This window comes from Kitasatospora sp. NPDC042419, from assembly GCF_056437345.1.
The window spans coordinates 15,988-42,235 of record NZ_JBWKAW010000021.1 but is presented as its reverse complement, the minus strand read 5'-3'; the positions used below and the strand labels follow the sequence as shown (position 1 = coordinate 42,235).

Here is a 26,248-nt window from a genome sequence, read left to right as displayed (position 1 = left end):
TGTTCCCGTGAGGTACGGGGCTCTTGTTCGCACGGCCGAGCGGACCGGTTCACCGGTCCGTGGCGTCCAGGTCTTTCGTGGACGATTGGCTGCCGTCGGCCCGGTGATCACGCACCCGGGCCGTCCGCCGCGTACCGGCGGACCGTCACCGGCCGCGTCCTGCGCTCGCACCGGCGGCGCCGAAGTCCCCCGACGACACGAGGAGTCGACCACCGATGCCACCCCCCGCCACCACCCCGGCCACCCGGACGGCGCCCGCCGCCCCACGCCGCCGCCGGCGGCCCGTCGCCGCGCTCGCGCTCGGCGCGCTGATCGTCGCCGGCCTGCCCGCCCTCGCGCCCGCCACCGCCTGGGCCGCACCCGGCGTACCCGCCTCACCCACCGCACCCGGTCGGGGCTCGGCGGCCGATCCCCGCCTGGTCCTCGACCGGCCCGGCGAGTCGGTCGTCACCCGCCGCGAGGTGACCCCGATCGCCCCGGGGCTGTCCATGACCGCCTTCGACCGGCTCGGCAGGACCGGCTGGATCCGGGGCAAGGTCCTGGTCGCCGACCTCGCCACCGAGGGCCTCAGCGTGGACTACCTGTCCTCCGGCAAGGTGACCACCCGCCAGACCGTCACCGGGATGGCCCGGGGCGCGGGTGCGGTCGCCGCCGTCAACGGCGACTACTTCGACATGAACGCCTCCGAGGCGCCGCTCGGCGTCGGCGTCTCCCGCGGGGGCGGGCTGGTCCACGCGCCCGTCGAGGGCTGGAACCAGGCCGTGACCGTCGGCACCGACGGCCTGGCCCGGATGGCCGAGGTGTTCCTGGAGGGCCGCGCCGCCCTGCCCGGCGGGCGCGACCTCTCGCTCACCGGCGTCAACACCTACGGCCTGCCCGCCGACGGCGTCGGGCTGTTCACCCCCGCCTGGGGCGACGCCTCCCGCGCCAAGGTGGCGGACGGCTCGGGCGAGGTCGTGGAGGTGGAACTGCGCGACGGCCTGGTCACCGCCGTCCGGGAGCAGCCGGGCGGGGCCGTCCCCGAGGGCGCCACCGTGCTGGTCGGCCGGGAGGCCGGCGCCCGCGCGCTGCGCGAGCTGAAGCCGGGTGACGCGGTGTCCGTCGGCTACCGCCCGCGCGCCTCCTTCGGCGAGGTCGCGGTGGCGGTCGGCGGCTACCAGGTGCTGGTCCGCGACGGGGTCGCCCGCGAACCGGGCGAGAACGACGGCAACGAGCTCAACGCCCGTACGGCGGTGGGGTTCTCCGCCGACGGCAAGCGGATGTACCTGGTCACCGTCGACGGCCGGCAGGCCGACAGCCCCGGCATCGGCCTGCCCGACCTGGCCGTCCTGATGCGGGACCTGGGCGCGCACAACGCCCTCAACATGGACGGCGGCGGCTCCTCCGCGATGGCCGCCCGGCTGCCCGGGACCGCGCAGGCGGGCACCGTCAGCAGCCCGTCCGACAACGGCGGGGAACGGGCGGTCGCCAACGGCCTCGGCCTCTTCTCCGCGCCCGGCTCCGGTCTGGCCCGGGGGTTCCGGGTGCGCCCGGCCGAGCCGGTGGACACCGCGACCCGGGTCTTCCCCGGCCTGCACCGCACCGTCCGCGCGCTGCCGCACGACGAGGCCTTCGGTCCGGTGACCGGGAGCGTGCCCGCCGTCCGCTGGTCGGCCGCCGGAAGCCCCTCGCACGCCGCGAGCTCCTCGGCCACCACGAGCTCCTCGGCCACCGCGAACACCGACAGCGCCGCGAACGGCGGGCCGTCGGCGGGCGGCGGCGCCGTCGAGGTGTCCGGCAAGGGCACCGAAGCCGTCGTCACCGGCCGCACCTCCGGCCCGGCCTCGGTCACCGCGGCCGCCGACGGCGCCGAGCCCGCCACCCTGCCGCTGACCGTCCTCGGTGCCCCGGTCCGGATCACCGCCGGCACCGACCCGGTCGGCCTGGAGACGGCCGGCGCCACCGCGCGGATCGCGGTGACCGGCTTCGACGCCCAGGGCCACGCGGCCCCCGTCGAGGCCGCCGACATCGCCGTCACCGGCGGCGACGGCGTGGTCGAGACCTCCGCCGCCGACGACGGCTCGATCGCCCTCAAGGCGCTCGCCGACGGAAGGTCGGCCACGCTCCGGCTGACCGTGGGCGGCCTGGAGACCGTCGTCGCCGTCACCGTCGGGACGACCGAGAAGCCGTTCGCCGACTTCTCGGACGCGGCCGCCTGGAAGTCCGGCAACGACCGCGCGCCCGGCGGCACCGTCGGCCCGGCGGCCGGCCACGACGGGGGCCACGGCCTGCGGATGACGTACGACTTCACCCGGTCCACCGGCACCCGCGGCCAGTACGCGATCGCCCCGGAGGGCATCACCCTGCCCGGCCAGCCGCGCTCCCTCAGCATGTGGATCGAGGGCGACGGCAACGGCGCCTGGCCGCGCATCCAGTACCGCACCGCCGCCGGCGTCACCGCCAACCTGGACGCGCCGACGGTCACCTGGACCGGCTGGCGCCGGGTGGAGTTCCCGGTCCCCGCCGGCGTCCAGTACCCGCTGACCTTCCAGCGGTTCCGGCTGATGGAGACCGGCGCCTCCCGCTCCTACACCGGCGCGATCACCCTCGCCGACCTGCGGGTCGAGGTGGCGCCCGACGTCGAACTGCCGGTCCGGCCGCGGGTCACCGACCCGGTGGTGCTCACCCACGGCACCGTGGACGGCAGGCCGCTGCGGGTCGCCGTGATGTCCGACGCGCAGTTCATCGCCCGCAGCCCGGAGAGCGACATCGTCCAGGCCGCCCGCCGGACGCTGCGCGAAATCGCCGCGGCCAGGCCCGAACTCCTCATCATCGCCGGCGACTTCGTCGACGAGGCGAGCCCGGCCGACTTCGCCCTGGCACGCACGCTGCTGGACGAGTTCGACCGGCTGACCGGCCACGGCGTCCCCTGGCACTACGTGCCCGGGAACCACGAGGTGATGGGCCCCGGCACCATCGACAACTTCACCGCCGCCTTCGGCGCGACCAGCGAGGTGTTCGACGTCAAGGGCACCCGGTTCCTCACCCTGAACAGCTCGCTCGGCTCCCTGCGCGCCGGCGGCTACGACCAGATCACCAGGCTCCGCACGACGCTGGACGAGGCCGCCGAGGACCCGTCCGTCACCGGCCTGCTGCTCTTCGAGCACCACCCGACCCGCGACCCGCTGCCCGACCAGGGCAGTCAGCTCGGGGACCGGAAGGAGGCCGCCCTGGTCGAACAGTGGCTGGGCGAATTCCGGGCCGGCGGCAAGTCCGCCGCGATGGTCACCGGCCACGTCGGCGTCTTCCACGCGAGCAGCGTCGACGGCGTCCCGTACCTGGTCAACGGCAACTCGGGCAAGGGCCCGGCCGCCGAACCCGACCGCGGCGGATTCACCGGCTGGACCATGCTCGGCATCAACCCGGCCGCCGGGAGGGTCACCGACCGGTACGCCGTGCCGGACGACGCCTCCGCCTGGCTGCGCGCCGAGGTCAGGGCCCGCGCCGACGCGGTCGACCTGCGGGCGCCCGAGTCGCTCGCCCTGCTCGGCACCGCGCCGGTCACCGCGACGTTCACCCAGGACGGCGAGCGGACCGTCCCGGTCGCCTGGCCGGTCACCGCCCGGTGGGGCGGGCAGGGCGTGCACGTCGGCCCTGCCGCGGGCGCCCCGCGCGGCTCCGTCGCCGCGTACGACCCGGCCGCCGGGACACTCACCGGGCTGCGGCCCGGCACCGCCACGCTGACCGTCACCGTCGGCGGGGTGACGGCCGAACGGAAGGTCACCGTCGGGTCCGTCCCGGCCTGCACCACCACGCTGCGCGGCGTCCAGAAGCAGCTGGCCGTCACCTCCGGCGTCACCTGCCTGGACGGCGCCACGGTGACCGGCCCGGTGCTGGTCGGGCCCGGCGCGGCCCTGATCGCCCACGGCGCGACCGTCAAGGGCCCGGTCTCGGCGCGCGGCGCGGCCGCCCTCGTGCTGGCCGACACCCAGGTTTCCGGACCGGTCGCGGTGAGCGGCTCGACCGGTCCGGTCGCCCTGCTCTGGTCCGCGGTGGCCGGTCCGGCCCACCTGGCGCTCAACACGGGTGGCACCGCCGTCGCCGGCACCACCGTGCGCGGCCCGCTGGACTGCTCGGGCAACACGCCCGCCCCGGGCAACGGCGGCCAGGCCAACACCGTGAGCGGACCCAGGAGCGGCCAGTGCGAACGACTGTGACGCGTCGTCGGATCTGACCGACTGCCCCGTGCGGGCCACCGCCTCCGACGGCGGCGGCCCGCACGGCCGTTCGCCGCGCCGCCGCCCGGAACTCGGTCCGGTTGCGCGACGACGCGGACTTCGCGCCGGTCGCCCGGCACCCTGTAGCCCGGTCGCCCCGGTCCCGGTCACCCGGTCACCCCGCCCCCGGCCCGGCGGCCCGTCGGCCCGTCGGCCGGGCTACAGCCCCCAGAAGGGCCCGCCCAGTCCCACCGAGCGCAGGTAGTCGGCGGCGTCGGCCGGCTCGCGCCGCGTGTAGGGCGAGTCGAGCCGGCCGTCGTACCAGTGCGCGGCCAGCCGCCAGAGGGTGGGCAGGTCGAGGACGGCCCCGCGCGAGTTGCCGGTGTCCGCGAGCCAGGCGTCGACGCAGCCGACCGAGCAGAACAGGCGCTGGTGGGCGCAGGTGTGGACGACGTCCTCCCACATCCTGGCCGCGGGCACCAGGAAGTGGGCGACCTGCTCCCCTTCCGGCGGCGCCTCCCGGGTGACCGCCCAGGCATGGGGTCGGCCGCAGGCCGGGCAGGTGGTGGCCACCAGGGCGGGGTCGGCGCCGGGCACGAGGTGGGCCAGGGCGAACGAGTCCCAGGCGCAGCCGCCGAACCAGAGGGTGGAGCCGGCCATCACCGAGAAGCCGAGCGGCACGGCCGAGAACGGGTGGGCCATGAGAACCGCGTCGTCCGGGCCCAGCGCGAGGTGCCGGTCCGCGGCGAGCCGCCGCAGGCCGTCCCGGACCTCCGCCGCGGTGGAGCCGAGCGCGGCGGCCAGGCCGTCGTGGCCGGGGGCCCGCCCGGTGTCGGCGAAGGCCCGGTAGACCGCGAGCCGCAACCGTTCCGTGTCCGCGTCCGTGTCCGTGCCGGCACCCTGCCACGGCGGAGTCGACGGTCCCGTCACGGGCCCTGCGCTCCGTCGTAGGACTCGCGATGGGCGATCACCTCGGGCATGTTCTCCTCCGCCCAGTCCTTGATCGCCTTCAGCAGCGGCAGCAGCCCGGCGCCCAGCGGGGTGAGCGAGTAGTCGACCCGGGCCGGGACGGACGGGGTCACCGTCCGGGTGAGCAGGCCGTCCCGCTCCAGGGCGCGCAGCGTCTGGGTGAGCATCTTCTCGCTGACCCCGGCGAGGCGCCGGCGCAGCTCGCTGTACCGCTGCGGGCCGTCGGCGAGGGCGTTGACGATCAGGCTGACCCACTTGTCGCCGATCCGGTCCAGCAGCTGCCGGGCCGGGCACTCGGCGACGTACGCGTCGAAGCCGCGCCGCTCGGCCGAGCGGCGCTGGGCTGCGGTCATGGTCGCCATGGGTGCTCTCCTCCCCGTTCGGTACGCACTTCCGGGTACGTACTTCCTCCTGGAGAGCAACTCTCCCTAGCGTGGGCGGTGTTCGCAAGTCCGAAGGTGGGGCCGGTTCCGGGCGGATCCGGCCCCGGGTGAGAGGAGTGCGCGATGCGCGCCGTGGTGGTCCGTCGGTTCGGTGGCCCGGAGGTCCTGGAGCTGGTCGAGGTGCCCGCCCCCGAGCCCGGCCCCGGCCAGGTCCGGATCCGGGTGGAGGCCGCCACCGTGAACCCGGTGGACGCGGTGACCCGGGCGGGGGTGCTCGCGCAGGCGGGGCTGATGGCGCCGCGCGACACCGTCGGCCTGGGCTGGGACGTCGCCGGCACGGTCGACCTGACCGGCTCCGGGGTGACCGGGTTCGCCTCGGGCGACCGGGTGATCGGCCTGCGGGACCGGCTGGACGTCCCGCTCGGCGCCTACGCCGAGTACCTGGTGCTGGACGCCGCCGCACTGGCCCCGGCCCCGGCGGGCGTGCCGGCCGCCGAGGCGGCGACCCTGCCGCTCAACGGGCTGACCGCCGTCCAGGCACTGGACCTGCTCGACCTGCCGCCCGGCGCGACGCTGCTGGTCACCGGAGCCGCCGGCGCGGTGGGCGGCTTCGCGGTGGAACTGGCGGTGCTGCGCGGGCTGCGGGTGGTGGCGGTGGCCGGCACGGACGACGCGAGGGCGGTCCGCGAGCTGGGCGCCGAGTGGTTCGTGCCGCGCGGCACCGCCGACCTGGCCGCGGAGGTCCGCGCCCTGGTGCCCGGCGGGGTGGACGGCGCGCTGGACGCGGCGCTGCTCGGGGTGACGGCGCTCGGCGCGGTCCGCAACCGGGGCGCGTTCGTCGCGGTGTCGGCCGGCGCCGCGCCGCTCGGGCTGCGCGGCATCCGGGTGGCGCACGTCTGGGTGGCCGCGGACGGGGTGGCGCTCGCCGGGCTCTCGGTCCTGGCCGAGCGGAAGTCCCTCACCCTGCGGGTGGCCGGAACCCGCCCGCTGGAGGAGGCCGAGGCCGCCCACCGCAGGCTGGCCGAGGGCGGCCTGCGCGGCCGGCTCGTCCTGCTGCCCTGAGGCCTGTCGCCCCGGAAGTCCCGCACGGCAAGCTCCGGGGACCGCCCCGCGAGGTCCGGAAGTCCCGCAAGGTGCCCGGGACCAGGCCTCCGTCAGGGGACGGCCCCGGACGGAGGCCGGCGCCACCGACCGGCGTGCCGGCTGCGACCGCGCTACCCGGCCCCGAGCGGTCGGGGCGACTCCCGGCGGATCACCCGAACGGCTTCGGGCACCGAGTCGACGGTGAAGTCGGGGGTGACGCCTTCGGGGCGCTGCTCCGACACCCGGCTCCCGCGGAGCCAGACGGTACGGAGGCCGGCGGCCCGACCTCCCGCGATGTCGGCGAGCAGGCTGTCCCCGACCATCCAGCCCCCGTGCCCGATCGGGATTCCGCAGCGCCGGGCGGCCAGCCGGAAGATCTCGGGGTCGGGCTTGCGGACCCCGGCCTCCTCCGAGATGCACCAGGAATCGACCAGATCGGCGAGGCCGGTGCGCCGGATCTTGGCCAGCTGGCCGTCCTGCCTGCCGTTGGTGACGACCCCGACCGTCCACCCCGCGTCACGGAGTTCGCGCAACGCCGCGAGGACGGACGGCCGGCACACCACCAGTTCCGGCATCCGCGTGCGGTACCCGTCCCAGAGACGCTCCGCCGACTCGCCGAGGCCGAACCTCTCGCGCGCCTTCTCGAAGAAACCGCCCATCGGACCGGTGTGGCGGGCGTCCTCCTGCATCAGCCAGCCGTGCGCGCCCTCGTCGAGCGCCCGGTCGCCGACGAACTCCGCGGCCCAGACCGCGAACGCGGCGTCGCGGTCGAGAAGCGTGCCGTCGAGATCGAAGAACGCCGACTGCTGCACCCGAACACCCCTGTGACCTCGTGCGCGACCGGCCGTGGCCGGCGAGCGGCCGCTCGCCGACGGCCGCGGACCGACAGCCTTCAGCTTCCCTCGCCGACGGACCCGGAGGCGGACCCGGAGGCGGAGGCGGGCCCGGAGGCGGGCCCGGAGGCGGACCCGGAGGCGGAGGCGGGCCCGGAGGCGGGCCCGGAGGCCCCGCCGTCACTCCCGGAATCCTTCCCGCCCACGCGGGTGCGCAGCCAGGCGAGGGCGGCCACCAGGCCGACCACTCCGCCCGTGCAGAGCTTCACCGCCCCCTTGGCGACCAGCCAGCCGGTCCCCGGCGCCGTCCAGCCCAGCCAGTGGAGCACCGCCAGCAGCACCAGCACACCGCAGGCCGCGGCCAGCACGACGACCGCCACGACCGCTCCGGCGGAGAGCTCGCGTTCCTCGGCAACCGTTTCGTTCGTCCCCCCGGAATCCATGCGCCGAGTCTAACCGCAGGTCAGTTCGGTTCCGGTCCCCCGCCGGCACCCCTCGGCGCGTGCTCGCTCCCCCTGCCGCGCCCCGGTTCAGCGCCGCGCGTGGTGGGTGTCCCCGGTGTGCTCGCCGGTCTCGTGGTCGGGGAAGCTGACGGCCAGGGTCACCCGGTACTCGAAGACGTCGTCGCGGTGGCCGGGCACCCGCGCCCAGGCGAGCGAATGAACCTCCGCGTCCGGCGCCTGACGGCACCAGGCGGCCGCCTCCTCCAGGGCGCGGGCCGCCGACCGGCCGGTGCAGACCACCGCGGTGTACGCGGCCACCGCGACGTCCCCGCCGCACCGGCCGTCCCTGGAAACGGCGCGGACCGCGGCGGCGGCGCGGGTCAGGTCACGGGCGAGGTCGTCGACCACGCGGGGCGGCGCGGGCAGGACGGCCGGGGCCTCGGCCACGGTCTCCGGCAGGTTCGTACTCACTGTCAGGGCCTCCATCCCTCTGGCATCCGTCTGGCTGCGCGACCCGCCCCGTCACGGGATCCGCCTGATCATGGGGTCAGGATGACGGGCCGCCATTCCTGGCATGACCACTTTCACCAGAACGTCACCCGTCCGGGGAAGTCGGCGCTCCGCACTCGACACCGGCCCGGCCGCACTGGTAAAGGAGGTGGCGCCGCATCCGGCCAGGTCAGCCCGGCGGGCGGCGGGCGCCGCCGGGAGCCCGGCCGCACGTGCGCGTACCACCCCCGTGCCCCGGACCGCCCGTTCACCTCCCGGACGCGCCCGGCCCCGACCGCGCCCAAGCCCCGCCCCCACCCCGCCCCCACCCCGCGCCAGCCCGGCCCCGGGCCGTCACGAAGCTGTCCAACTCCCGTAGCGGGAACGGGAAATATCACCCCCGGCGGGCCCGTAGGATCCTGGACCACCGCAGTCCGCCGCAGTCGGCGGACGCCATCGGAGGGGGTCCCCATGGAGCGCAGGTCACCGATCGTTTCCGGCCGCCGGTACGCCTGGCTGCCCGCGCTGGCGCTGGCGGCCGTCGCGGTGGCGGGCTGCTCCTCGGGCGGGGGGAAGTCGGCGGCGTCCGCGCCGTCGAGCACGGCGGGCACGACGGCACCCGCGAGTGCCGCCGGCACACCCGGCGGCCCGACCGGCAGCCCCACCGCGACGGGCCCCGCCGCCACCGCCTCGCCGACCGCCGGCGCCCCGAGCAGCGCCGCCTCACCGGGGAGTCCGAAGCCCGGCAACTCCACGCCCGCGCCCGGCGGTTCGTCCGGCACCTCCGCCCCCGGCGGAAAGCGGCCGGCCGACGCCTGCACCCTGCTGACCTCCCCCGAGGTGGTCGCCGCCGTCGGCACCGGGGGACCGTTCAAGGGCACCCAGCCCGACCCGAAGGACGGCAAGCCGGTCTGGGGCTGCACCTGGGGATCCCGCCAGTCCTACGCCCACATCCGCGAGGTGGACGCGGGTGCGATCACCTCGGCCAGGGCCAACCCGGATCTCAAGACCACCCCGCTGCCCGGCGCCGGCGAGGAGGCGGTGCTGGTCCAGCGGAAGGACGGCACCCATCCCGGGGTGTACTTCACCTCGGCCGGCCACACCTACTCGGTCGAGGTGGTCAAGGACCGCGGCCCGGGCGACGACGTCAACGCCCCGGCGGAGGCGGCGGCCGCGAGCGCGCTGGCCCTGCTGCTCGCCCCGGCCGTCGCGGGGTGAGCCGTCCCGGCCCCCGGGACCGGCGCGGTGCGGGCCGAGACCGGTGCGGGCGGAGGCCGGCGCGGGCGGAGGCCGGCGCGGGCGGCGTGGTCCGGGTAGAGGCCGGTGCGGGCGGCGCGGTGCGGGCATCGGGTGCAAGCGGCCCGAGATCGGGCGCGCACGGCCGGACGCGCGGCCGGACACCCGGTCGGGCGACCGCCGCCCGGCGCAGCGGGTTCCCCCAGGGGCGTGAACGGCCCGGGGCCGGGAGCGGCGGGCGGATGCGGGCAGCGCACGGGCGTTCACAGAATGACGCCACGGCGCCGTACCCCGTACTCCCCGACTGCCAAGGCGGATCGTATGAGCCGACTCCTCCCACCCCCGTCCCCCGGCGGACCGCCCCCGGACGGAGCGCCCCCGGCCGGTCCGCCCCGTCCCGGACCCCGTCCCGGACCTCGTTCGCGGGCCCGGGCCCGCCGCTCCGGAGCGGCCCTGCTCTCCGGGCTCGCGCTGCTCGCCCCGGCCCTCGCGGCCGGCACGCTCACCGGCGCCGCGCCGGCCCGGGCCGACAACCCGACCGTCTCGGCCAACAACCTGCGCACCGGCTGGGACGCCGCCGAGCCGAACCTGAGCCCGGCCCAGGTCTCCGCCGCCGCCTTCGGCCGGCGCTGGTCGACCGCGGTGGACGGCGCGGTGTACGCCCAGCCGCTGGTGGCCGGCTCCACCGTGGTGGTCGCCACCGCGACCAACCACGTCTACGGCGTCAACGCGGCCGACGGGCGGATCGTCTGGGACCGCGCGCTCGGCGCCCCGGTGCCCTCGTCCACCGCCTGCCTGTCCCCGGGCACCGGTATCGTCTCGACGCCGGTCTACGACCGGGCGAGCGGGACCGTCTACCTGGTGACCAAGTCCAACGAGGGCGGCGCGCACTTCTCGGTGCACGCGCTGGACGTCGCGTCGGGCGCGGAGCGCAGCGGCTGGCCGGTCGCCGTCCAGGGCTCGCCGGTCAACAGCCCCGGCGTCCCGTTCAACCCGGCGACCTCCGCGCAGCGCGCGGGTCTGCTGCTGCTCGACGGCGCCGTCTACTTCGGCTTCGCCTCGGACTGCGGCGTCGGGACGTACGTCGGCACGGTGGCGGGCGTCAACACCAGCACCCGCAAACTCACCCTCTGGTCCACCGAGTCCGGCTCCGCCTCGCAGAACGCGGGCGTCTGGATGAGCGGCGGCGGCCTCGTCTCGGACGGCGCCGGGCGGATGTTCATCGCCACCGGCAACGGCGCCGGCGAGGGCTCCTCCCCGCTCAAGGGCCCGGGTGACAAACCGGGCGGCCACTTCGCCGAGTCCGTGGTCCGGCTGGGGGTCAACGCGGACGGCAGCCTCGCCCCGCGGGACTTCTTCAGCCCCACCAACAACCGGGAGATGGACCACGGCGACGTGGACCTCGGCTCCGGCGGCCCGGCCGCCCTGCCGTCCGGGTTCGGCACCTCCGCCCACCCGCGCCTGATGGTGCAGGTCGGCAAGGACGGCCGGATCTTCCTGCTGGACCGCGACCGGCTGGGCGGCATGGGCCAGGGCTCCGGCGGCACCGACAACGTGGTGGGCACCACCGGCCCGTTCAAGGGCGTCTGGGGCCACCCCGGCGTCTGGGGCGGCGACGGCGGCTACGTCTACCTGGTCGAGAACTACGGCTCACTGCGGGCCCTCAAGTACTCGGTGAACAGCGCCGGGAACCCCCAGCTGACCAGCGCCGGGACGAGCCCCGAGGGGTTCGGCTACGCGTCCGGCTCCCCGGTCGTCACCTCGAACGGCACGGCCGCCGGCTCCGCGCTGGTCTGGACGATCTACTCGGGCACCGGCCCGGGCGGCCAGAACGGCGAACTGCGCGTCTACGACGCGGTTCCGGTCAACGGCGCGCTCAAGCTGCGGCGCAGCTTCGCACTCGGCACGGTGACCAGGTTCTCCGTCCCGGCGACGGACGGCGGGCGGGTGTTCGTGGGCACCAAGGACGGCCACCTGGTCGCCTTCGGCCGCTCCGCCTGACGCACCGGCCCCGGTCGTGCCCGGTGGGCCGGATCCGCCCCGGCCCACCCGGTACGGCCCACTCGACACGGCATGGTCGAACCGGCACACTCGACACCGGTTTCCCGCCCGGGCCCGGCCCGGTACGGAGCCCGCCGCGTCACCCGTTCGAGCGCGATTGTCCGCGGATCGCGCGGTTTCGACCGGCGGGCGGGCCCGGCGGCTCGTAGCGTCCTGCTCCAGGGGCCATCGGGCCCCGGCCTCTCACCCACTTCACCGAGGAGGGCAACTCCCATGAAGTCCACGCTCACTCCGCAGCCCGTCGCCACCACCACCGCCGCACCGGCGCAGCCGGCCGCGGCCAAGCCCGCCTGGTCCGCCCCGGCGGTGGAGTGCCACCGCACCGGCGCCGAGGTCACCGCGTACGCCGCGCGGACCACTCGGTGACCCAGGCTCCCCTCCTCGCGCCGGCCCCGGGGCCGGCCGACCTGACGCCGGGCCGCGACTCCCTCGCGGCCCGGCTGCACGGCCTGCGGGAACGCTACTGGGACACCCACCCGTTCCACCTGCGCCTGCACTCCGGCGGCTGCACTCCGGACGAGCTGCGGCGCTGGGTCGCCAACCGCTGGTACTACCAGCTCTGCCTCACCCGGAAGAACGCGGCGATCATCGCCAACTGCCCGCTGGCGGACGTCCGCCGGGAGTGGACGCGGCGGCTCGGCTACCAGGACGGCCCGAACGCCGACGAGGGCGGGCTGGCCGACTGGCTGGTGCTCGCCGAGGCGGTCGGCCTGGACCGCGCCGAGGTCCTCGACGAGCGGCACGTCGCACGCGGCGTGCGCTTCGCCGTCGACGCCTACCTGCACTTCTGCCTCACCCGCCCGTGGACCGAGGGCGTGGCCGCCGCGCTGACCGAGATGTTCTCGCCCGACCACATGGCCGAGCGGGTCATCGCCTGGCAGAAGCACTACGACTGGATCGACCCGGCCGGCTACGCCTACTTCGAGCACCGCATCCCCGACGCCCGCCGGGACAGCGCCCGCACGCTCGAACTGGTGCTGGAGCACTGCGTCACGGCCGAGCAGCAGCAGGCTGCGGTGGACGCGCTCGCCTTCAAGTGCGAGGTGCTGCGCGCGATGCTGGACGCCGTCGACTACGGGCCCGCCGACACTCCCCCGGGCCGACCCGGGACCGGCCGTTGAGCACCACCGCACCCGACGCCGCGGCCCCCGGGCTGCGGCGCGGGGTGCGGCTGGTCCACGACCCGGTCCGCCGGCAGGACGCCCTGCTCTACCCGGAGGGCGTGCTGCTGCTCAACGAGACCGCCGCCGCCGTGCTCCGGCACTGCGACGGGCGGCGCGACGCCGGTCGGATCACCGCCCGGCTCGCCGCCGAGTACGACGGGGTGGAGCCCGGCCAGGTGCTCGCGCTGCTGCTCGACCTGGCGGATCGGCGGCTGCTCGTCCTCGACGGCACCGGCCGGCCGGCCGACCCGTGCCTCGCGGCGGGCCTGCCCGGAGCCGGGACGCCGGCGGCGTCCGGGGAGTCCGGGGTCTCCGGGGAGCCCGAGACCCTCGGGGCGTCCGGGGTCTCCGGGGCGTCCGCGGCCTCCGCGGTACGGGCGCCCGCGCCGCTCGGCCTGGTCGCCGAACTCACCCACCGCTGCCCGCTGCAGTGCACCTACTGCGCGAACCCGGTCGAACTCACCAGGCAGCGGGACGAGTTGGACACCGAACAGTGGCTGCGCATCCTCGACCAGGCGCGCGGCCTCGGTGTCCTGCAGGTCCATCTCACGGGCGGCGAACCACTGCTGCGCCGCGACCTCACCGCCATCGTCGCGCACGCCCGCCGGCTCGGCCTCTACACCAACCTGATCACCAGCGGCCTGCCCCTGGACGGCCAGCGCGCCACCGAACTCGCCGAGGCCGGCCTGGACCACGTCCAGCTCTCCGTCCAGGACGCCGATCCGGACCGGGCGGACGCCGTCGCCGGACTGACCCGGCTCAACGGCCGGACCGGGCACGAACGGAAGCTGGCCGCCGCCGCGCTGTTCACCGGCGCCGGACTGCCGCTGACCGTCAACGCCGTGCTGCACCGCGGCAACCTGGCCCGGCTCGGCGCGATCGCCGACCTCGCCGTCGACGCGGGCGCCGACCGGGTCGAGCTGGCGCACACCCAGTTCTACGGCTGGGCCTGGGTCAACCGGGCGCACCTGGCGCCCGGCGACGAGCAGGTCCGCCAGGCCGAACGGGACGTCGCCGCGGCCCGCGCCCGGCACGGCGGCCGGATCGAGATCACCCACGTCACCGCCGACCACCACAGCGGCACCGCCAAGCCGTGCATGAACGGCTGGGGGAGCGAACAACTCGTCGTCGCACCCGACGGCTCCGTGCTGCCCTGCCTGGCCGCCGCCCAATTGCCCGGCCTCCAGCTGCCCGACGCCCTCGCCGACGGCCTGGCGGCGATCTGGCACGACTCCCCCGCCTTCAACCGCTACCGGGGCACGGCCTGGATGCCCGAACCCTGCTGGAGCTGCGCGCTGCGCGAGGTCGACCACGGCGGCTGCCGCTGCCAGGCCTACCAGTTCACCGGCGACGCGGACGTCACCGATCCGGCCTGCCGGTTCTCCCCGCACCACCACCTGGTCCAGCGGCCCGCCCCGGTCGAGAGTCCGACCCCGGTGCCGCGCCGGTTCACCGCGGCCGTACCGGACGCCGCCGCGAAAACCGCCGCGAAAGCCGCCGCACGGAACGCCGCCGCCGCCACCGCTGCTCCCGCTGCCGCTGCCGCTGCCGCCGACCCTGCCCCGTCCTGAGGAGCACCCGCTGAAGATCCGGATCCTCGGCACCGCCGCCGGCGGCGGCCTGCCCCAGTGGAACTGCGGCTGCGACGGCTGCACCACCGCCCGCCGCACCGGACGCGCCCGCAGCCAGGACTGCCTGGCGGTCAGCGCCGACGGCGTCGCCTGGTACCTGGTCAACGCGTCCCCCGACCTCCGCTCCCAGCTGCTCGCCGCGCCCGAGCTGGCCCCCGCCCCCGGCACCCGGGCCACCCCGCTGCGCGGCGTGCTGCTCACCAGCGGCGAACTCGACCACACGCTGGGCCTGGTGACCCTGCGGGAGGCCGCCGAGCTGTCCGTGCACGCCACCGAACCGGTCCGCGAGGCCCTGCACGAGGCGTTCCCGGTCGGCCCGCTGCTCGCCCCCTACACCAAGGCCCACTGGCACACCGTCACACCGGGCACCGCCGTCGAACTGGCCGGCGGCCTGGTCGCCGAACCACTGGCCCTGGGCGGCAAACGCCCCCGGTACGCCGCCACCGGTCTGCCCGGCGGCCGACCGGTGGGGAACCGGCCGGCGGGCCGCGTGGGCCCCACGGGCGGACCGGAAGGTCCGGACGGGCACGATCGGGCGGACCGAACGGACCGGGCGGACCGAACGGACCCGGTGGACCGGACGGACTGGGTGATCGGCTACCGCTTCAGCGACACCGCCGGACGGGCCCGCGCCGTGTACGCCCCCGGGGTCGCCGCCTGGACGCCCGCCCTCGACCGGGCGGTGGCCGACGCCGACCTGGTGATCCTGGACGGCACCTTCGCCACCGACGACGAGCTCGCCGAACGAACCGGCGGCGCGCGCACCTCGCGCGGCATGGGCCACCTCGCGGTCGAGGACTCGCTCCCCCACCTGGCCCGCCACCCCGGTCCGCGCTACCTCTACACCCACCTCAACAACACCAACCCGCTGGCCCACCGGGGCTCGGCCGAAGCCACCGCCCTGGCCCCCGCGCTGGCGGCCGCCGGTGCGGGCGTCGCCGAGGACGGAACGCTCGTCGAACTCTGAAGCCCGCCCCGGGAAGTGGCGCCGGACCGGTCGGCCTGACCGTGTCCCGTCGAGTTCGTCCACGGCCCGTTCATCGAACGGTGGCGCCCGGGACCGCTCCCGGCCACCCGGGGCCCGTCGGACCGTCGTGATACTAATCGTTCGGGTAACGAGCTCTGTCATGCACCGGCAGGCACGATGGTGACACCCCGTCCGTTCCCCAGGGGTCCGGACGGTGACGGGAGGGGCACAGCATGGTGACCAGGAACGGCGAGGGGAAGTCCGACGGGACGCGGCAGACCGCGGCCCGGCAGACCGTGGTCCGGGAGGTCGTGGTCCGGGAGGCCACCGGCCGCCGGAGCGCCCGCCGGCTGCGGCTGGGCGAGCGCGCGGCCGGGACCGCCGCCGTCGTCACCGCGCTCGCGGCCCTGACCGGCTCTCAGGTCGCCGGCCTCGGAATCGCCCCGGTGGCCTCCGCCGACGCGCTCCCGGCCGCCGACGGCGCCGCCGCCCCGGTCGTCCCGGGCACCGAGGCCGGCGGCCCCGGCTCCGCCGCCTCCTCCCCGTTCGGCCCCGGCGTGCCCGCCGGCCCGGGCCTGACCGGTGCCGCGCCGGTCGACGGCGGCGGCACCCTCCCCCTGCTCCAGCCGCCCGCCGCGCCCGTCGGCTCGCCCTTCGCCGACCCGCTGCGCAACGGACCGGCCCTGCCGGAGACGGTCTTCGCCGCCTACCGCAAGGCCGAGGCCGCCCTCGCGCTGCGCTCGCCCGGCTGCCACCTGCCGTGGCAGCTGCTCGCCGCGATCGGCGAGGTCGAGTCCGGCCAGGCCGGCCGGGGCGCGGTGGACGCCGCCGGGACGACGTACCGGCCGATCCTCGGTCCGGCGCTGAACGGCGCCGGTTTCGCGGCGATATCCGACACCGACGGCGGCCGCTACGACGGTGACGGAGTCTGGGACCGCGCCGTCGGCCCGATGCAGTTCATCCCCTCCACCTGGGCCTCCTGGGGCGTCGACGCCAACGCCGACGGCAAGGCCGACCCGAACAACATCTTCGACGCCGCCGAGGCCGCCGGACGCTACCTCTGCGCGGGCGGCCGCGACCTGTCCGACGCGGCCCAGCTCGACCGGGCCGTCCTCGGGTACAACCACTCGGCCGAGTACCTGCGCACGGTCCGGAACTGGATGGCCCACTTCGGCACCGGGACCCCGGTCACCACCCCGGGCCGCCCGGCCCCGAACAGCCCGTTCGCGCCGCTCGCCCCGCTCACGCTGCCGGCCCCGGTCCTCCCCGTCATCCCGGGCACCCCGACCGGCACGCAGCCGACGGGGGCGCCGCAGCCGACCACCACGCCCGGCTCGCCGACCGTGCCGTCCGCCTCCACGGCTCCGTCGGGTTCGCCGTCCGCCTCCCCGTCGGGCACGCCCTCGGGGACGCCGTCAGCGACTCCTTCCGGGACCCCTTCCGGAACGCCGTCCACCACCCCGTCGACCGGTGTGACGCCGTCGGGCTCGGCGTCGCCCTCCGCGTCGCCCTCGGCCGAGCCGACCACGACCCCGTCGGGCACGCCGTCCGCCACCGCGACCACGAGCCCGTCCGGCAGCCCGAGCGCGACGGCGACCACCACGCCGACCGGCACGCCCAGCGCGACGCCGACGGCAACGGCGACCCCGACCGCCACGCCCACCGGCTGCCCCACGCCGACGGACACCCCGTCGGGCACGCCCTCCGGCACCGCGAGCCCGACCGCCACGCCGTCGGGCACCCCCTCGGCCGGCGCGACCGCGACCGCCACCACCCCGGGCTGCCCGACGCCCACCCCGACCCCGACCGCCACCGGCTCGGAGGCCCCGGGCGCCGCCGCCACCCCGAACGCGTCGCTCTCGCCCTCCGCCGCCCCGTCGGCGCACTGACCGGCCCGCACCGGCGGTAGCCCTGCACGGACGCCCCGGCCCGTCCCCCGGATCAATGGGGGAACGGGCCGGGGCGTTCGCGCGCGACCGTCCGTCAGCCGCCGGCCCGGTCGGCCTCGCCGTCCTCCCCGGCCCCGGCCCCGGCCCCGTCCTCTTCCGCCTCGTCCTCGTCTTCGTCCTCGTCGTAGAAGATGCCCGCCTCGCGGTCGCGCTGGACCTGCACCTGGAGCGGCGGCTCCGGGTCCCAGTCCGAGGTGCGGGGCAGCTCCGGTCCGTCCGGCCCCAGACGGACCACCGGCTCGACCCGGACCAGCCGGAACCGGCGGTTCGCGGCCCGTACTTCGTGGCCGCGCTCGGCGTCCAGCCGGTCGGCGGCCTCCGCGTACAGGGCGAGCTCCTCCTTGCCGAGGTGCGGGTCCAGCCGGGGCGCGAACTCGCGCAGGTAGGCGGCCAGACTGTCGCGGGCGCCCTGCGGGGTCTCACAGGCGCCGGTCATCGGCCCCCAACGGCCGTTCTCGTACTCGGCCACGGCGCAGTGCACCGGCAGGACCAGCACATTGGGGTAGAGGTGCGAGGCGAGCCGTGCGTCGGCCCGGACGTCCTCCGGGATGAACCGGCCGGTCGGGACCAGGGACATCATGTCGAGCCGCAGGATGCCGTCGACCAGCGTGACACCGGCCGCCGGGTCGACCAGGAACCCCTTCACCCGGGAGGGCAGCTTGTACGCCTTCCCGACGGCGGCCGGGTCCGGATCGGTCGGACGCGGCGGCTCGATGCCGTCCGGGCCCGAGCGGAGCACCTGCTCGGCACGGAAGATGCGGTACTGCCGCCCGGCGGCGGAGATCTCGTCGAGGGCCTCCCACTCCAGCCGCTTGTAGGCCTCGGTGTAGGCGGCGCGCTCCTCGTCGGTGATGTCCCAGTCGGCGGCGAGCACGGTGCCCGGAGCGGCCAGCGCCCAGGAGCGGAAGGTGTGGCCGAGGTCGTCGCGCGCGCCCTGCGGGGTGGTCGCGTGGAAGCCGAGCACCTTCCACGCGCCCGTGCCGGTGCGCTCCAGGCTGCCGAAGGCGGGCGGCATCATCATCAGGTTCGGGTACCGCTCGCGGGACGCCCAGGCTTCCAGACCGGCCACCGCGGCCACCGGATCGTCGGTGTGGGTGACCCGGATGGTGAGATGCTCGGGCAACTGCACAGCGTCATCGTCCATGCCGCCAGTGTTAGCGGACCCGCGGAGCGCCTCGCAGGCGTATCACCGAAGTCCACTCGACCGGGCAGCGCGCCGGATCGACACCGTCCCGCACCCCGGGAACCCGGAGGGTGCGGCGGTCGCGGAGCCCGTCCGGGGGGGAGATCGGACGGACCCCGCGCCACCGTCGGGGCCGGGCTCAGAGGTGCTTGACGAGCTCCGGCATCAGGTCCTGGAAGGTCCGCCCGGCGGCCGGCTGGCCGATCGCCACCAGCTGCCAACCACCGTTGTCCCGCTGCATCTTGGCCATGATCTGCGCGGTGTACGGACCGCCGCCGGTCAGCGTGTACCGGGCCAGCTCGGTGCCGGTCTGGGTGTCGACCAGACGACAGAAGGCGTTCTCGACCTCCTGGAAGGTCTGCCCGGTGAACGAGTTGACGGTGAAGAGGATCTGGTCCACCTCGGCCGGCACCGCGGCGAGGTCGACGGTGATGGTCTCGTCGTCCGTCGCGTCCCCGGCACCACCCGTCAGGTTGTCCCCGCTGTGCCGCACCGAGCCGTCGTCGCTGGTGAGGTGCTGGAAGAACACCACGTCGACCGGCTTGCCCGCCGCGAACAGCACCGCCGAGGCGTCCAGGTCGATCTCCTGCCCGGCGAACAGCTTGGCGAGGAAGCCCTTGCGCTGCGCGGCCCGCCAGCCGAGACCCATCCGCACCACGCCCAGTCGCCCGCCGCCGGGCTTCTCCAGGCTCAGCTTCTGCCCCTTCGCCAGCGAAACGCTCATCGCGCCCTCCTCGTTCCTCGCCTGCGCCCCACGAATCTACAGCAGTGTAGATCTTTCCGGCGCCCCGGGTTCACCCCGGGACACCTCCATACCCCGCGGGCGCACCCGGGAAGCGAGCGGCGCCCGCGCCGCGCCGGGACGCAGTACGGGATGCCGTCCGCTCCGGCGGACTCGCTGGGTCCGGATCCCGTCGGCCCGGCGGGTGCCGCGGCCACCTGCGGCCGAGCCGCCACCGGGCCCCGCAGCCGTCCGCCGAGCGACACCACCGGGCCCGTGGGCTGCGCCGCCCCGCAAGCCCTTCAGCCCTTTCAGCCGCTCAGCCCGCCCGCTCCAGGCGGACCAGGGCGTCGATCGCCTCCGGCGCCCGGCCGCCGGCCGCACCGTCGCCGGCCGCACCCCGGTGGCCGGCGTCGGCCGCCACCGGACGGCGGACGCGCTCGGCGCGGACGGTGCGCAGGCCGGATCCCGCGAGGTCGGCGAGCACGTCGGCCGGGGAGAAGAGCACCTTCGGGTCCTGCGGACCGCCGACCCCCTCGGTCAGGTTGGTGGAGTCGTGGCCGACCACCAGCAGGGTGCCGCCCGCGGCCAGCGCGGCGGCGGCACGGCGCAGCGCCGTCCGGCGCTCCTCGGCGGGGAGCTGGAGGTAGGCGACCACGACGAGGTCGTAGCCGCCGTCCGGCGCCTCGAAGGTGCGGGCGTCTCCGTGCCGCCAGGTCAGGCGGTCGGCCACCTCGTCGGGCAGGGCGGCGGTGAGCCGTTCCGCGCGGCCGAGGGCGACGGTCGAGAAGTCCAGGCCGGTGACCTCCCAGCCGCGCCCGGCGAGCCAGATGCCGTTGCGGCCCTCCCCGGCGGCGAGGTCCAGGGCGCGGCCGGGGGCCAGCCCGGCGAGTTCTCGGACCACCCAGCGGTTGGGTTCGGTACCCCAGACCAGCTCGCTCGCGGCGTAGCGGTCGTCCCAGGCGCGGCTGTCCATGACCCGTTCTCCGTTCGACGCGGACTTCTCGGGAGGCCACCGTACCGGTCCGGCGGTCGGCGCACCGGTCACGCCGTCGGGTGCCGCAGGCGCGGTCGCCGAAGCGGTGGCGGCGGACCTCACCCGGGGCCGTCGCGCCGGTCGTGCGGTCGCCGACGGCCCGCCCGGGAGGCACCCTTGACGGCGAATATTGGTCCAGTCCAATCTGTGATGTCGTGACCCGGCGGGCCCGTCGGCCGGTCCGCGTCACGAGCACCACACGCATACCCGAAACGCGTTCCACACCCGCCCGCGCGCCCCCACAGCGCTCGGTTCGGCTCCCCCGGCCCACCCCGGGCCATCGCACCGCCGGAACCCCCACTCCTCCGGAGGACCACCGAATGTACGACCGGGTCATGCCCGCGCGCCCTGCCTCGCGCCGGGCCGCCGCACCACGCCGCCGGGCCACCGCGCTCGCCCTGGCGGCCACACTCACCGCCGGCAGCGCCGCTCTCGCCCTCTCGCTCGACACCGCCTCGGCCGCCCCAGTCAACCTGCTGGCCAACGCCGACTTCGAGACCGGCAGCCTGGCCGGCTGGACCTGCACCAACGGCTCCGTCGTCACCACCCCGGTGCACGGCGGGAGTTACGCGCTCAGCGGCGCCGCCTCGGCCGCCGACACCGCGCAGTGCCAGCAGACGGTCACCGTCCAGCCCAACACCAGCTACACGTTCTCCGGCTGGGTGCAGGGCAGCTACGTCTACCTCGGCGCGACCGGCACCGGCGTCAACTCGCAGAGCTGGACGCCCAACGCGACCGGCTGGACGCAGCTGAGCACCACGTTCACCACCGGTGCGAGCACCACCTCGGTGACGGTCTTCACCCACGGCTGGTACGGCACCGGCGCCTACCGGGCCGACGACCTCAGCCTGACCGGGCCGGCCGGGCCGACCAGCAGCACCAGCCCGACGGCCACCAGCAGCCCGACGGCGTCCAACAGTCCGACCGCGTCGAACAGCCCCACGGCCACCAACAGCCCCACCGCGTCCAACAGTCCGACCGCGTCGAACAGCCCCACGGCCACCAACAGCCCGACGGCGACGGCCACCTCGACGGGCACCGGTCCCGCCGGGGACGGCAAGGTCACCACGCCGAGCGGCGTCAGCGTCACCAAGGTCACCCACAACGCCGTGGTGCTGAGTTGGCAGCCGTCCACCGCCACCGCGGGCGACGCCCCGGTCGCCTACAAGGTGTACGCGGGCAACCAGCTGGTGGCGACCTCGATGGGCACCTCGGTGGCCGTCAGCTCACTGCTGCCGACCCGCGGCTACACCTTCACCGTGCAGGGCTACTCCGGCAGCCACGCCTCCGCGCAGTCCGCACCGGTGAGCACCACCACCGCCGCCGCGCCCACCGACAGCCCGTTCCGCGCGGCCTACTTCGACCAGTGGGGCGTCTACGAGAACGCGTACCACGCCAAGAACGTCGACACCAGCGGCGCGGCCGGCAAGCTGGACGTCGTCAACTACGCGTTCGCCAACATCCACCCGACCAACCTCACCTGCTTCCAGGCGGTGAAGGCCTCGGACTCGGCCAACGAGAACAACCCGAACGCCGGTGACGGCGCGGGCGACGCCTACGCCGACTACCAGGCCGACTACAACGGCGCCACCAGCGTGGACGGCAGCGCGGACACCTGGGAGCAGCCGCTCAAGGGCAACTTCAACCAGCTGCGCCAGCTGAAGGCCAAGTACCCGAACCTGCGGTTCACCATCTCCATCGGCGGCTGGACCTACTCCAAGTACTTCTCGGACGCTGCCGCCACCGACGCCTCGCGGAAGAAGTTCGTCTCGTCCTGCCTCGACATGTTCCTCAAGGGGAACCTGCCGGCCAACGTCGCCGGTGACCCGGCGGGCGGCGCGGCCTCGGCGGCCGGCCTGTTCGACGGCGTCGACCTCGACTGGGAGTACCCGGGCTCGGCCGGCGGGCACACCGGCAACCACTACTCCCCGGCCGACAAGCAGAACTTCACCCTGCTGCTGAAGGAGTTCCGCACCCAGCTGGACGCCCTCGGCAGCGCGCAGGGCAAGCGGTTCCTGCTGACGGCGGCGCTACCCAGCGGCCAGGACAAGATCGCGCAGCTGGAGACCGACAAGATCGGCGCGTACCTGGACTACGCGGACGTCATGACCTACGACATGCACGGCGCCTGGGACGCCAAGGGCCCGACCAACCACCAGGACCCGCTGCACGACAGCCCGGCCGACCCGACCACGCCGATCACGCCGGGCACCCGCAAGTACAACATCGACACCACGCTGGCCGCCTACACCACCGGTCTGCCGGAGTACGGCATCACGGGCGGGTTCCCGGCGAACAAGCTGGTGCTGGGGGTCCCGTTCTACTGGCGCGGCTGGACGGGTGTCCCGGCCGGCTCAAACTTCGGCCTGTACCAGAGCGCGACCGGCCCGACGCCGGCCAAGCCGCTCAGCGCGGAGGCCGGCCTGGCCGCCTGGAAGGAGCTCAACGCCACCGCCGCCAACACCCACTGGGACCCGGTGACCGAGTCCTCGTGGGTGTACGACGGCACCAACTTCTGGACCGGTGACACCCCGCAGGCCATCCAGGCCCGCGGCGCGTACGCCAAGAGCAAGGGCCTGGCGGGCCTGTTCGCCTTCTCGCTGGAGAACGACGATGCCTCGGGCTCGCTGCTCAACGCCCTGAACAGCAGCCTGCACTGACGCTTCACCGAACCTGCGGATCGGGCCGCCTGGCGGAGGGCGGGAGCCGGAGGCGGGGCGGAGGCGGGGCGGAGGCGGGGCGGAGGCGGGGGCGTGCGGATCACTGCTCGACGGGTGATCCGCACGGCCCCTCCGCCCGCTCTTTGCAAAGCCGTTCCGCACTTTGCAAAGTGCGGAACGGCTTTGCAAAGTCGTCGCCCCCCGGGCCCTGCCCCGCCGGAGCCACCAGAGCTCCGGCACAACGTCAGCGCTGGGGGCCAGGCGCCGCAACTTCGGGGCCAGGGTCAGCACTTCGATACCGGACCGGCGCTCCGCTCCGGGACCGGACCGGTGCTCCGCCCCGGTTCCGGATCAGCGCTCCGGCACCGGGTCGATGCCGCCGCCCCGGCGGGCGACGCCCGGCCGGCAGCTCCGCAGCCGGCCGATGGTCAGCCGGGCGCCGCGCACCGCCCCGTGTCGGTGCAGCGCCTGGACGGCGTAGGTCGAGCAGGTCGGCGTGTACGGGCAGCACGCCGGCCGCCCGGGGCTGATCTCGGCCCGGTAGTACCGCACGGCGCCGTACAGCACGCCGGCCGCGAAGCCTCCGGGCACCGGTGCGGCCGGGTCGACCCGGTTCGCCGCCCCGCCCGACCGTCTGCCGCGGCCGCCGGTGAGCGCGAACCGGATACCCGAGGCCATCATCACCGGGAGCATCGCGATCAGGCAGGGGCCGTCGCAGCCGCCTCCGCCGCCACCGCAGTCCAGGTTGCCGCAGTCGTCGTCCTTCTTCCTCTCCCCGTGCTTCCGGAGGTAGGCCTCCCACTCCTTGCGCTGGCGGCGCCGCTTCCGGCGTTCCTCCGCCGGCAGCCACCACCAGGCGCGGCCGGGGCGCTGGGTCGTCGGGTACGGGTCGCCCTGGTGGGGCGGTTGGTAGGCCACGGCTGACGGTTCCTCTCGGCACACCCCCGGGGCCGACCCCCGACGGCTCGATCAGACTATCGAAGGCCGGAGCCGCGGGGGACCGCCCGGTGAACGGTACGCGCGGGCGGTCAGCCCTCCCCGCCACCCAGGGTGGGGAAGAGGTCGGTGAACGTCTCGGTGGTGACGGAGACACTCCTGCCGAACGGATCGTCGAAGTCCCAGATCAGGAAGAGCAGGAAGGCGATCAGCGCGCTGAACATCCCGGCGAGCAGCAGCTCCCGCGCCGAGCGTCGGATCTGCAGGGCGAACACCATCCCGACCGTCACCAGGGCACCCACGATCAGGCCGAACCAGACCACGCCCGGCATGGTCGGCCCGGCGTTCTGGCCGCGGGCGTTGCGGGCGTCGTCAGCGATGCCGATCCGGTCCATGATCGGCTGGTAGGCCTGGGCCTCCAGGTCGGTGGCCGGCGGACGGGTCGCGACGTCGCTGCGCAGTTTCGCCAGCAACTCGGTGCCCCGGTCGGAGATCTCGCCGTTCTCACGCATGTACGACCACTCGACGTCGACCACGTAGGAGACGTAGGCGTCGACGTCGGCGCGGACCTTGTCGCGGAACTCGGCCGGGTAGACCTGCGCGCGCTCGCTCACCTCGTGCAGTGCCTGCGCCTCGCGGAACACGTCGTCCTGCGCCACACCGCGTGCCTCCCAGACGCCGGCGAGCGCCAGGCCGAGCACGATGGCGTAGACCACGCCGATCATCATCGTCATGTACTCGATGACATCGGGCGTCTCGTCGGTGTCCTCGTCCTCGCCGGCGCGGCGGTGCCTCAGCAGCACCACCGCCACCACCACGGCACAGGCCGCCAGCATGGCGATGGCCAGCGCTAACCACTCGGACATGGGAACTCCTCTCTGGGGTGGGTCATTTCATCGGGTCGGGTCGGTCGGGCTGTTTCAGATCGGGCCCGGCCCGCGCCCGGGCGGGCGGCACCGGCCGGGCCGGGTGTTCCGGAGGCGAAGGGGCGACCCGGCGTCAGGAGCGGCCGGATCCGCCGGAGCCACCGGCACCACTGGATCCGCCGGAGCTTCCTCCCCCGCGCGAGCCGCCTCGGCCGGAGCCGCCGCGCGGGCGCAGGGCGACCGCCGCGAGCACGGCGGGCACGGTGACCACCAGCATGGTCCGGGTCGGCGCGGTGCCGTGGTGGCGCTCCGGGGCCTGCACCGGCGGGGCCGGCGGGACCCGGACGGGCCGAACCGTCGGGGCCGGGCGCACCGGGCTGGGCGCCGGGGGCGCCGGTGTGGGCGGTGGCGGTGGCGGTGGCGGGGGCGTCGGCGCGGGTGGTGCCGGGGCCGGCGGGGGCGGGACCACCGGTTGCGCGGTGGGCCGCGGGGTCGCCGGTCTCGGGGTCGGCGTCGGGGTGGGCGTCGGCCGTGGGGACGCCGGCGGCGTGGTGGGCCGCGGTGTCGGGCTGGGCGGAGCGGGCGGCGGCGGTGTCGGCACCGGGGTAGGTGCGGGAGTCGGCGTCGGGGTCGGCGTCGCGGTGGGGGTGGGCGTCGGCTTGGGGGTAGGGGTGGGAGTCGGTGTGGGTGTGGGGGTCGGCTTGGGCGTGGGCGTCGGTGTGGGGCTGGGTTTCGGGCACGGATGGCTGTGCGTCGGCTTCGGCGGCCACGGCTTGGTGGGCCAGGGCTTCGGCGGCCACGGCTTCGGGGTCTGCGGGCCCGGGTGGTGCGACGTCCCGGAGAGGTCGACGGTGACGTCCACCTCCACGTCGACTCCGACCCCGACGTCGACGCCGCCCTGGCCGACGCTCACCGAGACGTCCGTTCCGGTGGAGACGCAGGTGCTGACGACCGGCCCGTGGGGGCGCCCGCCACCGTGCTGTCCGGTGGCGCGGGCGACGGCCGATCCGGTCAGCAGGGCGCAGAGCGCGGCCGTCCCGGCCAGTGCTCCGGCCATCCGGACCCGCCGGGCGCGGCCGGTGCGGGCGCCGTTCGCGGTGCCGTCGTTCGCGGTGCCGTCGTTCGTGCCGCCGTCGTTCACAGCGCTGTGGGGCGTGGCACCGTCGTTCGCAGCGCCGTCGTCCGCGGTGGTGGGGTCCGCGGTCACGACTGCCCGTCCGCCGGTATCCGTCGGGGCGGCTGGGACTGGGGCATGGGCTCCGTGCACCTCTCGTGTCGTGTCGTGCCGTGTCGAATCGTCAGGAGGGTCGGCCGGCGCCGGAAGCGGGCCGATACCGGACGGCCCGCCTCGGTGGGCGGGCCGTCCGGTATCCGGTGAAACGATCATGCGGTCGGCCGGTCACGGCCGGGGCGGGTCCGGTCACGGCGCGCGGCTCGGGTCGT

General features: G+C 75.8%; 20 protein-coding genes. 10 read left to right on the top strand and 10 right to left on the bottom strand.

What is annotated here, in order from left to right:
• Window positions 1–215: 215 nt before the first annotated feature.
• Window positions 216–4,196, top strand: coding sequence for a phosphodiester glycosidase family protein (locus AC067J_RS30675; RefSeq protein WP_478304685.1), 3,981 nt, complete (start codon window positions 216–218; stop codon window positions 4,194–4,196).
• A gap of 219 nt (window positions 4,197–4,415) precedes the next feature.
• Here the strand turns inward: AC067J_RS30675 and merB are convergent, their stop codons facing one another.
• The gene (gene merB / locus AC067J_RS30670; RefSeq protein WP_478304683.1) at window positions 4,416–5,126 is read right to left on the bottom strand and encodes an organomercurial lyase; all 711 of its coding nucleotides are present in this window, start codon (window positions 5,124–5,126) and stop codon (window positions 4,416–4,418) included.
• Window positions 5,123–5,527: a winged helix-turn-helix transcriptional regulator gene (locus tag AC067J_RS30665; RefSeq protein ID WP_478304681.1), complete on the bottom strand. Its 405-nt coding sequence runs from the start codon at window positions 5,525–5,527 to the stop codon at window positions 5,123–5,125. The genes merB and AC067J_RS30665 overlap by 4 nt, the downstream gene beginning before the upstream one ends.
• Window positions 5,528–5,671: 144 nt before the next feature.
• Between AC067J_RS30665 and AC067J_RS30660 the strand changes: the two genes are divergently transcribed.
• Entirely contained in the window at window positions 5,672–6,610 is a 939-nt protein-coding gene (locus tag AC067J_RS30660; protein ID WP_478304679.1) for an NADP-dependent oxidoreductase, read from the top strand.
• A gap of 152 nt (window positions 6,611–6,762) precedes the next feature.
• Here AC067J_RS30660 and AC067J_RS30655 read toward each other — a convergent pair whose 3' ends face one another.
• The 3 genes from AC067J_RS30655 to AC067J_RS30645 all read right to left on the bottom strand — a co-directional run bounded on the left by AC067J_RS30655 (window position 6,763) and on the right by AC067J_RS30645 (window position 8,378).
• Entirely contained in the window at window positions 6,763–7,443 is a 681-nt protein-coding gene (locus AC067J_RS30655) for an HAD family hydrolase (protein WP_478304677.1), read from the bottom strand.
• A gap of 80 nt (window positions 7,444–7,523) precedes the next feature.
• Window positions 7,524–7,907 (bottom strand): hypothetical protein, encoded by a 384-nt coding sequence (locus AC067J_RS30650; RefSeq protein WP_478304675.1) that lies wholly within the window; start codon window positions 7,905–7,907, stop codon window positions 7,524–7,526.
• An 87-nt stretch (window positions 7,908–7,994) separates the two neighbouring features.
• Window positions 7,995–8,378 carry a hypothetical protein gene (locus AC067J_RS30645; protein WP_478304673.1) on the bottom strand — a complete coding sequence of 128 codons (384 nt, stop codon included), beginning with the start codon at window positions 8,376–8,378 and terminating at the stop codon, window positions 7,995–7,997.
• Between the two features lie 489 nt (window positions 8,379–8,867).
• On the opposite strand from AC067J_RS30645, the gene AC067J_RS30640 reads away from it, so the two are divergent.
• From AC067J_RS30640 to AC067J_RS30610, 7 genes are all read left to right on the top strand, one after another.
• Window positions 8,868–9,614, top strand: a complete 747-nt coding sequence (locus AC067J_RS30640; RefSeq protein WP_478304671.1) for a hypothetical protein — start codon at window positions 8,868–8,870, stop codon at window positions 9,612–9,614.
• Between the two features lie 339 nt (window positions 9,615–9,953).
• Window positions 9,954–11,633, top strand: coding sequence for an outer membrane protein assembly factor BamB family protein (locus tag AC067J_RS30635; protein WP_478304669.1), 1,680 nt, complete (start codon window positions 9,954–9,956; stop codon window positions 11,631–11,633).
• 273 nt (window positions 11,634–11,906) lie between these two features.
• Window positions 11,907–12,059, top strand: a complete 153-nt coding sequence (gene pqqA / locus AC067J_RS30630) for a pyrroloquinoline quinone precursor peptide PqqA (protein ID WP_478304667.1) — start codon at window positions 11,907–11,909, stop codon at window positions 12,057–12,059.
• Window positions 12,056–12,814: a pyrroloquinoline-quinone synthase PqqC gene (pqqC, locus tag AC067J_RS30625; RefSeq protein ID WP_478304666.1), complete on the top strand. Its 759-nt coding sequence runs from the start codon at window positions 12,056–12,058 to the stop codon at window positions 12,812–12,814. The genes pqqA and pqqC overlap by 4 nt, the downstream gene beginning before the upstream one ends.
• Window positions 12,811–14,427, top strand: coding sequence for a pyrroloquinoline quinone biosynthesis protein PqqE (pqqE, locus tag AC067J_RS30620; protein WP_478304664.1), 1,617 nt, complete (start codon window positions 12,811–12,813; stop codon window positions 14,425–14,427). The genes pqqC and pqqE overlap by 4 nt, the downstream gene beginning before the upstream one ends.
• Window positions 14,381–15,454, top strand: a complete 1,074-nt coding sequence (locus tag AC067J_RS30615; protein WP_478304870.1) for an MBL fold metallo-hydrolase — start codon at window positions 14,381–14,383, stop codon at window positions 15,452–15,454. Before pqqE ends, AC067J_RS30615 begins: the two co-directional genes overlap by 47 nt.
• Window positions 15,455–15,687: 233 nt before the next feature.
• The gene (locus tag AC067J_RS30610; RefSeq protein ID WP_478304662.1) at window positions 15,688–17,343 is read left to right on the top strand and encodes a lytic murein transglycosylase; all 1,656 of its coding nucleotides are present in this window, start codon (window positions 15,688–15,690) and stop codon (window positions 17,341–17,343) included.
• Between the two features lie 94 nt (window positions 17,344–17,437).
• On the opposite strand, the gene AC067J_RS30605 is transcribed toward AC067J_RS30610, so the two are convergent.
• The 3 genes from AC067J_RS30605 to AC067J_RS30595 all read right to left on the bottom strand — a co-directional run bounded on the left by AC067J_RS30605 (window position 17,438) and on the right by AC067J_RS30595 (window position 20,283).
• Window positions 17,438–18,547, bottom strand: coding sequence for a DUF5954 family protein (locus AC067J_RS30605; protein ID WP_478304660.1), 1,110 nt, complete (start codon window positions 18,545–18,547; stop codon window positions 17,438–17,440).
• 178 nt (window positions 18,548–18,725) lie between these two features.
• Window positions 18,726–19,310 (bottom strand): TerD family protein, encoded by a 585-nt coding sequence (locus AC067J_RS30600; protein ID WP_478304658.1) that lies wholly within the window; start codon window positions 19,308–19,310, stop codon window positions 18,726–18,728.
• 316 nt (window positions 19,311–19,626) lie between these two features.
• Window positions 19,627–20,283 carry a class I SAM-dependent methyltransferase gene (locus AC067J_RS30595; RefSeq protein WP_478304656.1) on the bottom strand — a complete coding sequence of 219 codons (657 nt, stop codon included), beginning with the start codon at window positions 20,281–20,283 and terminating at the stop codon, window positions 19,627–19,629.
• Between the two features lie 395 nt (window positions 20,284–20,678).
• Between AC067J_RS30595 and AC067J_RS30590 the strand changes: the two genes are divergently transcribed.
• Entirely contained in the window at window positions 20,679–23,003 is a 2,325-nt protein-coding gene (locus AC067J_RS30590; RefSeq protein WP_478304654.1) for a glycosyl hydrolase family 18 protein, read from the top strand.
• A 351-nt stretch (window positions 23,004–23,354) separates the two neighbouring features.
• Here AC067J_RS30590 and yidD read toward each other — a convergent pair whose 3' ends face one another.
• Complete coding sequence (gene yidD, locus AC067J_RS30585) at window positions 23,355–23,921, bottom strand: membrane protein insertion efficiency factor YidD (protein WP_478304653.1); 567 nt, start codon at window positions 23,919–23,921, stop codon at window positions 23,355–23,357.
• Between the two features lie 110 nt (window positions 23,922–24,031).
• Window positions 24,032–24,805 carry a bestrophin-like domain gene (locus AC067J_RS30580; protein ID WP_478304651.1) on the bottom strand — a complete coding sequence of 258 codons (774 nt, stop codon included), beginning with the start codon at window positions 24,803–24,805 and terminating at the stop codon, window positions 24,032–24,034.
• Window positions 24,806–26,248 lie beyond the last annotated feature (1,443 nt).

Coding starts and splice junctions, on each gene's coding strand:
- AC067J_RS30665 (WP_478304681.1), bottom strand. CDS start 5,527: ATGGCGACCATGACCGCAGCCCAGCGCCGCTCGGCCGAGCGGCGCGGC.
- AC067J_RS30610 (WP_478304662.1), top strand. CDS start 15,688: ATGGTGACCAGGAACGGCGAGGGGAAGTCCGACGGGACGCGGCAGACC.
- AC067J_RS30580 (WP_478304651.1), bottom strand. CDS start 24,805: ATGTCCGAGTGGTTAGCGCTGGCCATCGCCATGCTGGCGGCCTGTGCC.
- AC067J_RS30635 (WP_478304669.1), top strand. CDS start 9,954: ATGAGCCGACTCCTCCCACCCCCGTCCCCCGGCGGACCGCCCCCGGAC.
- AC067J_RS30650 (WP_478304675.1), bottom strand. CDS start 7,907: ATGGATTCCGGGGGGACGAACGAAACGGTTGCCGAGGAACGCGAGCTC.
- pqqA (WP_478304667.1), top strand. CDS start 11,907: ATGAAGTCCACGCTCACTCCGCAGCCCGTCGCCACCACCACCGCCGCA.
- AC067J_RS30675 (WP_478304685.1), top strand. CDS start 216: ATGCCACCCCCCGCCACCACCCCGGCCACCCGGACGGCGCCCGCCGCC.
- AC067J_RS30590 (WP_478304654.1), top strand. CDS start 20,679: ATGCCCGCGCGCCCTGCCTCGCGCCGGGCCGCCGCACCACGCCGCCGG.
- AC067J_RS30660 (WP_478304679.1), top strand. CDS start 5,672: ATGCGCGCCGTGGTGGTCCGTCGGTTCGGTGGCCCGGAGGTCCTGGAG.
- AC067J_RS30600 (WP_478304658.1), bottom strand. CDS start 19,310: ATGAGCGTTTCGCTGGCGAAGGGGCAGAAGCTGAGCCTGGAGAAGCCC.
- AC067J_RS30605 (WP_478304660.1), bottom strand. CDS start 18,547: ATGGACGATGACGCTGTGCAGTTGCCCGAGCATCTCACCATCCGGGTC.
- AC067J_RS30640 (WP_478304671.1), top strand. CDS start 8,868: ATGGAGCGCAGGTCACCGATCGTTTCCGGCCGCCGGTACGCCTGGCTG.
- AC067J_RS30595 (WP_478304656.1), bottom strand. CDS start 20,283: ATGGACAGCCGCGCCTGGGACGACCGCTACGCCGCGAGCGAGCTGGTC.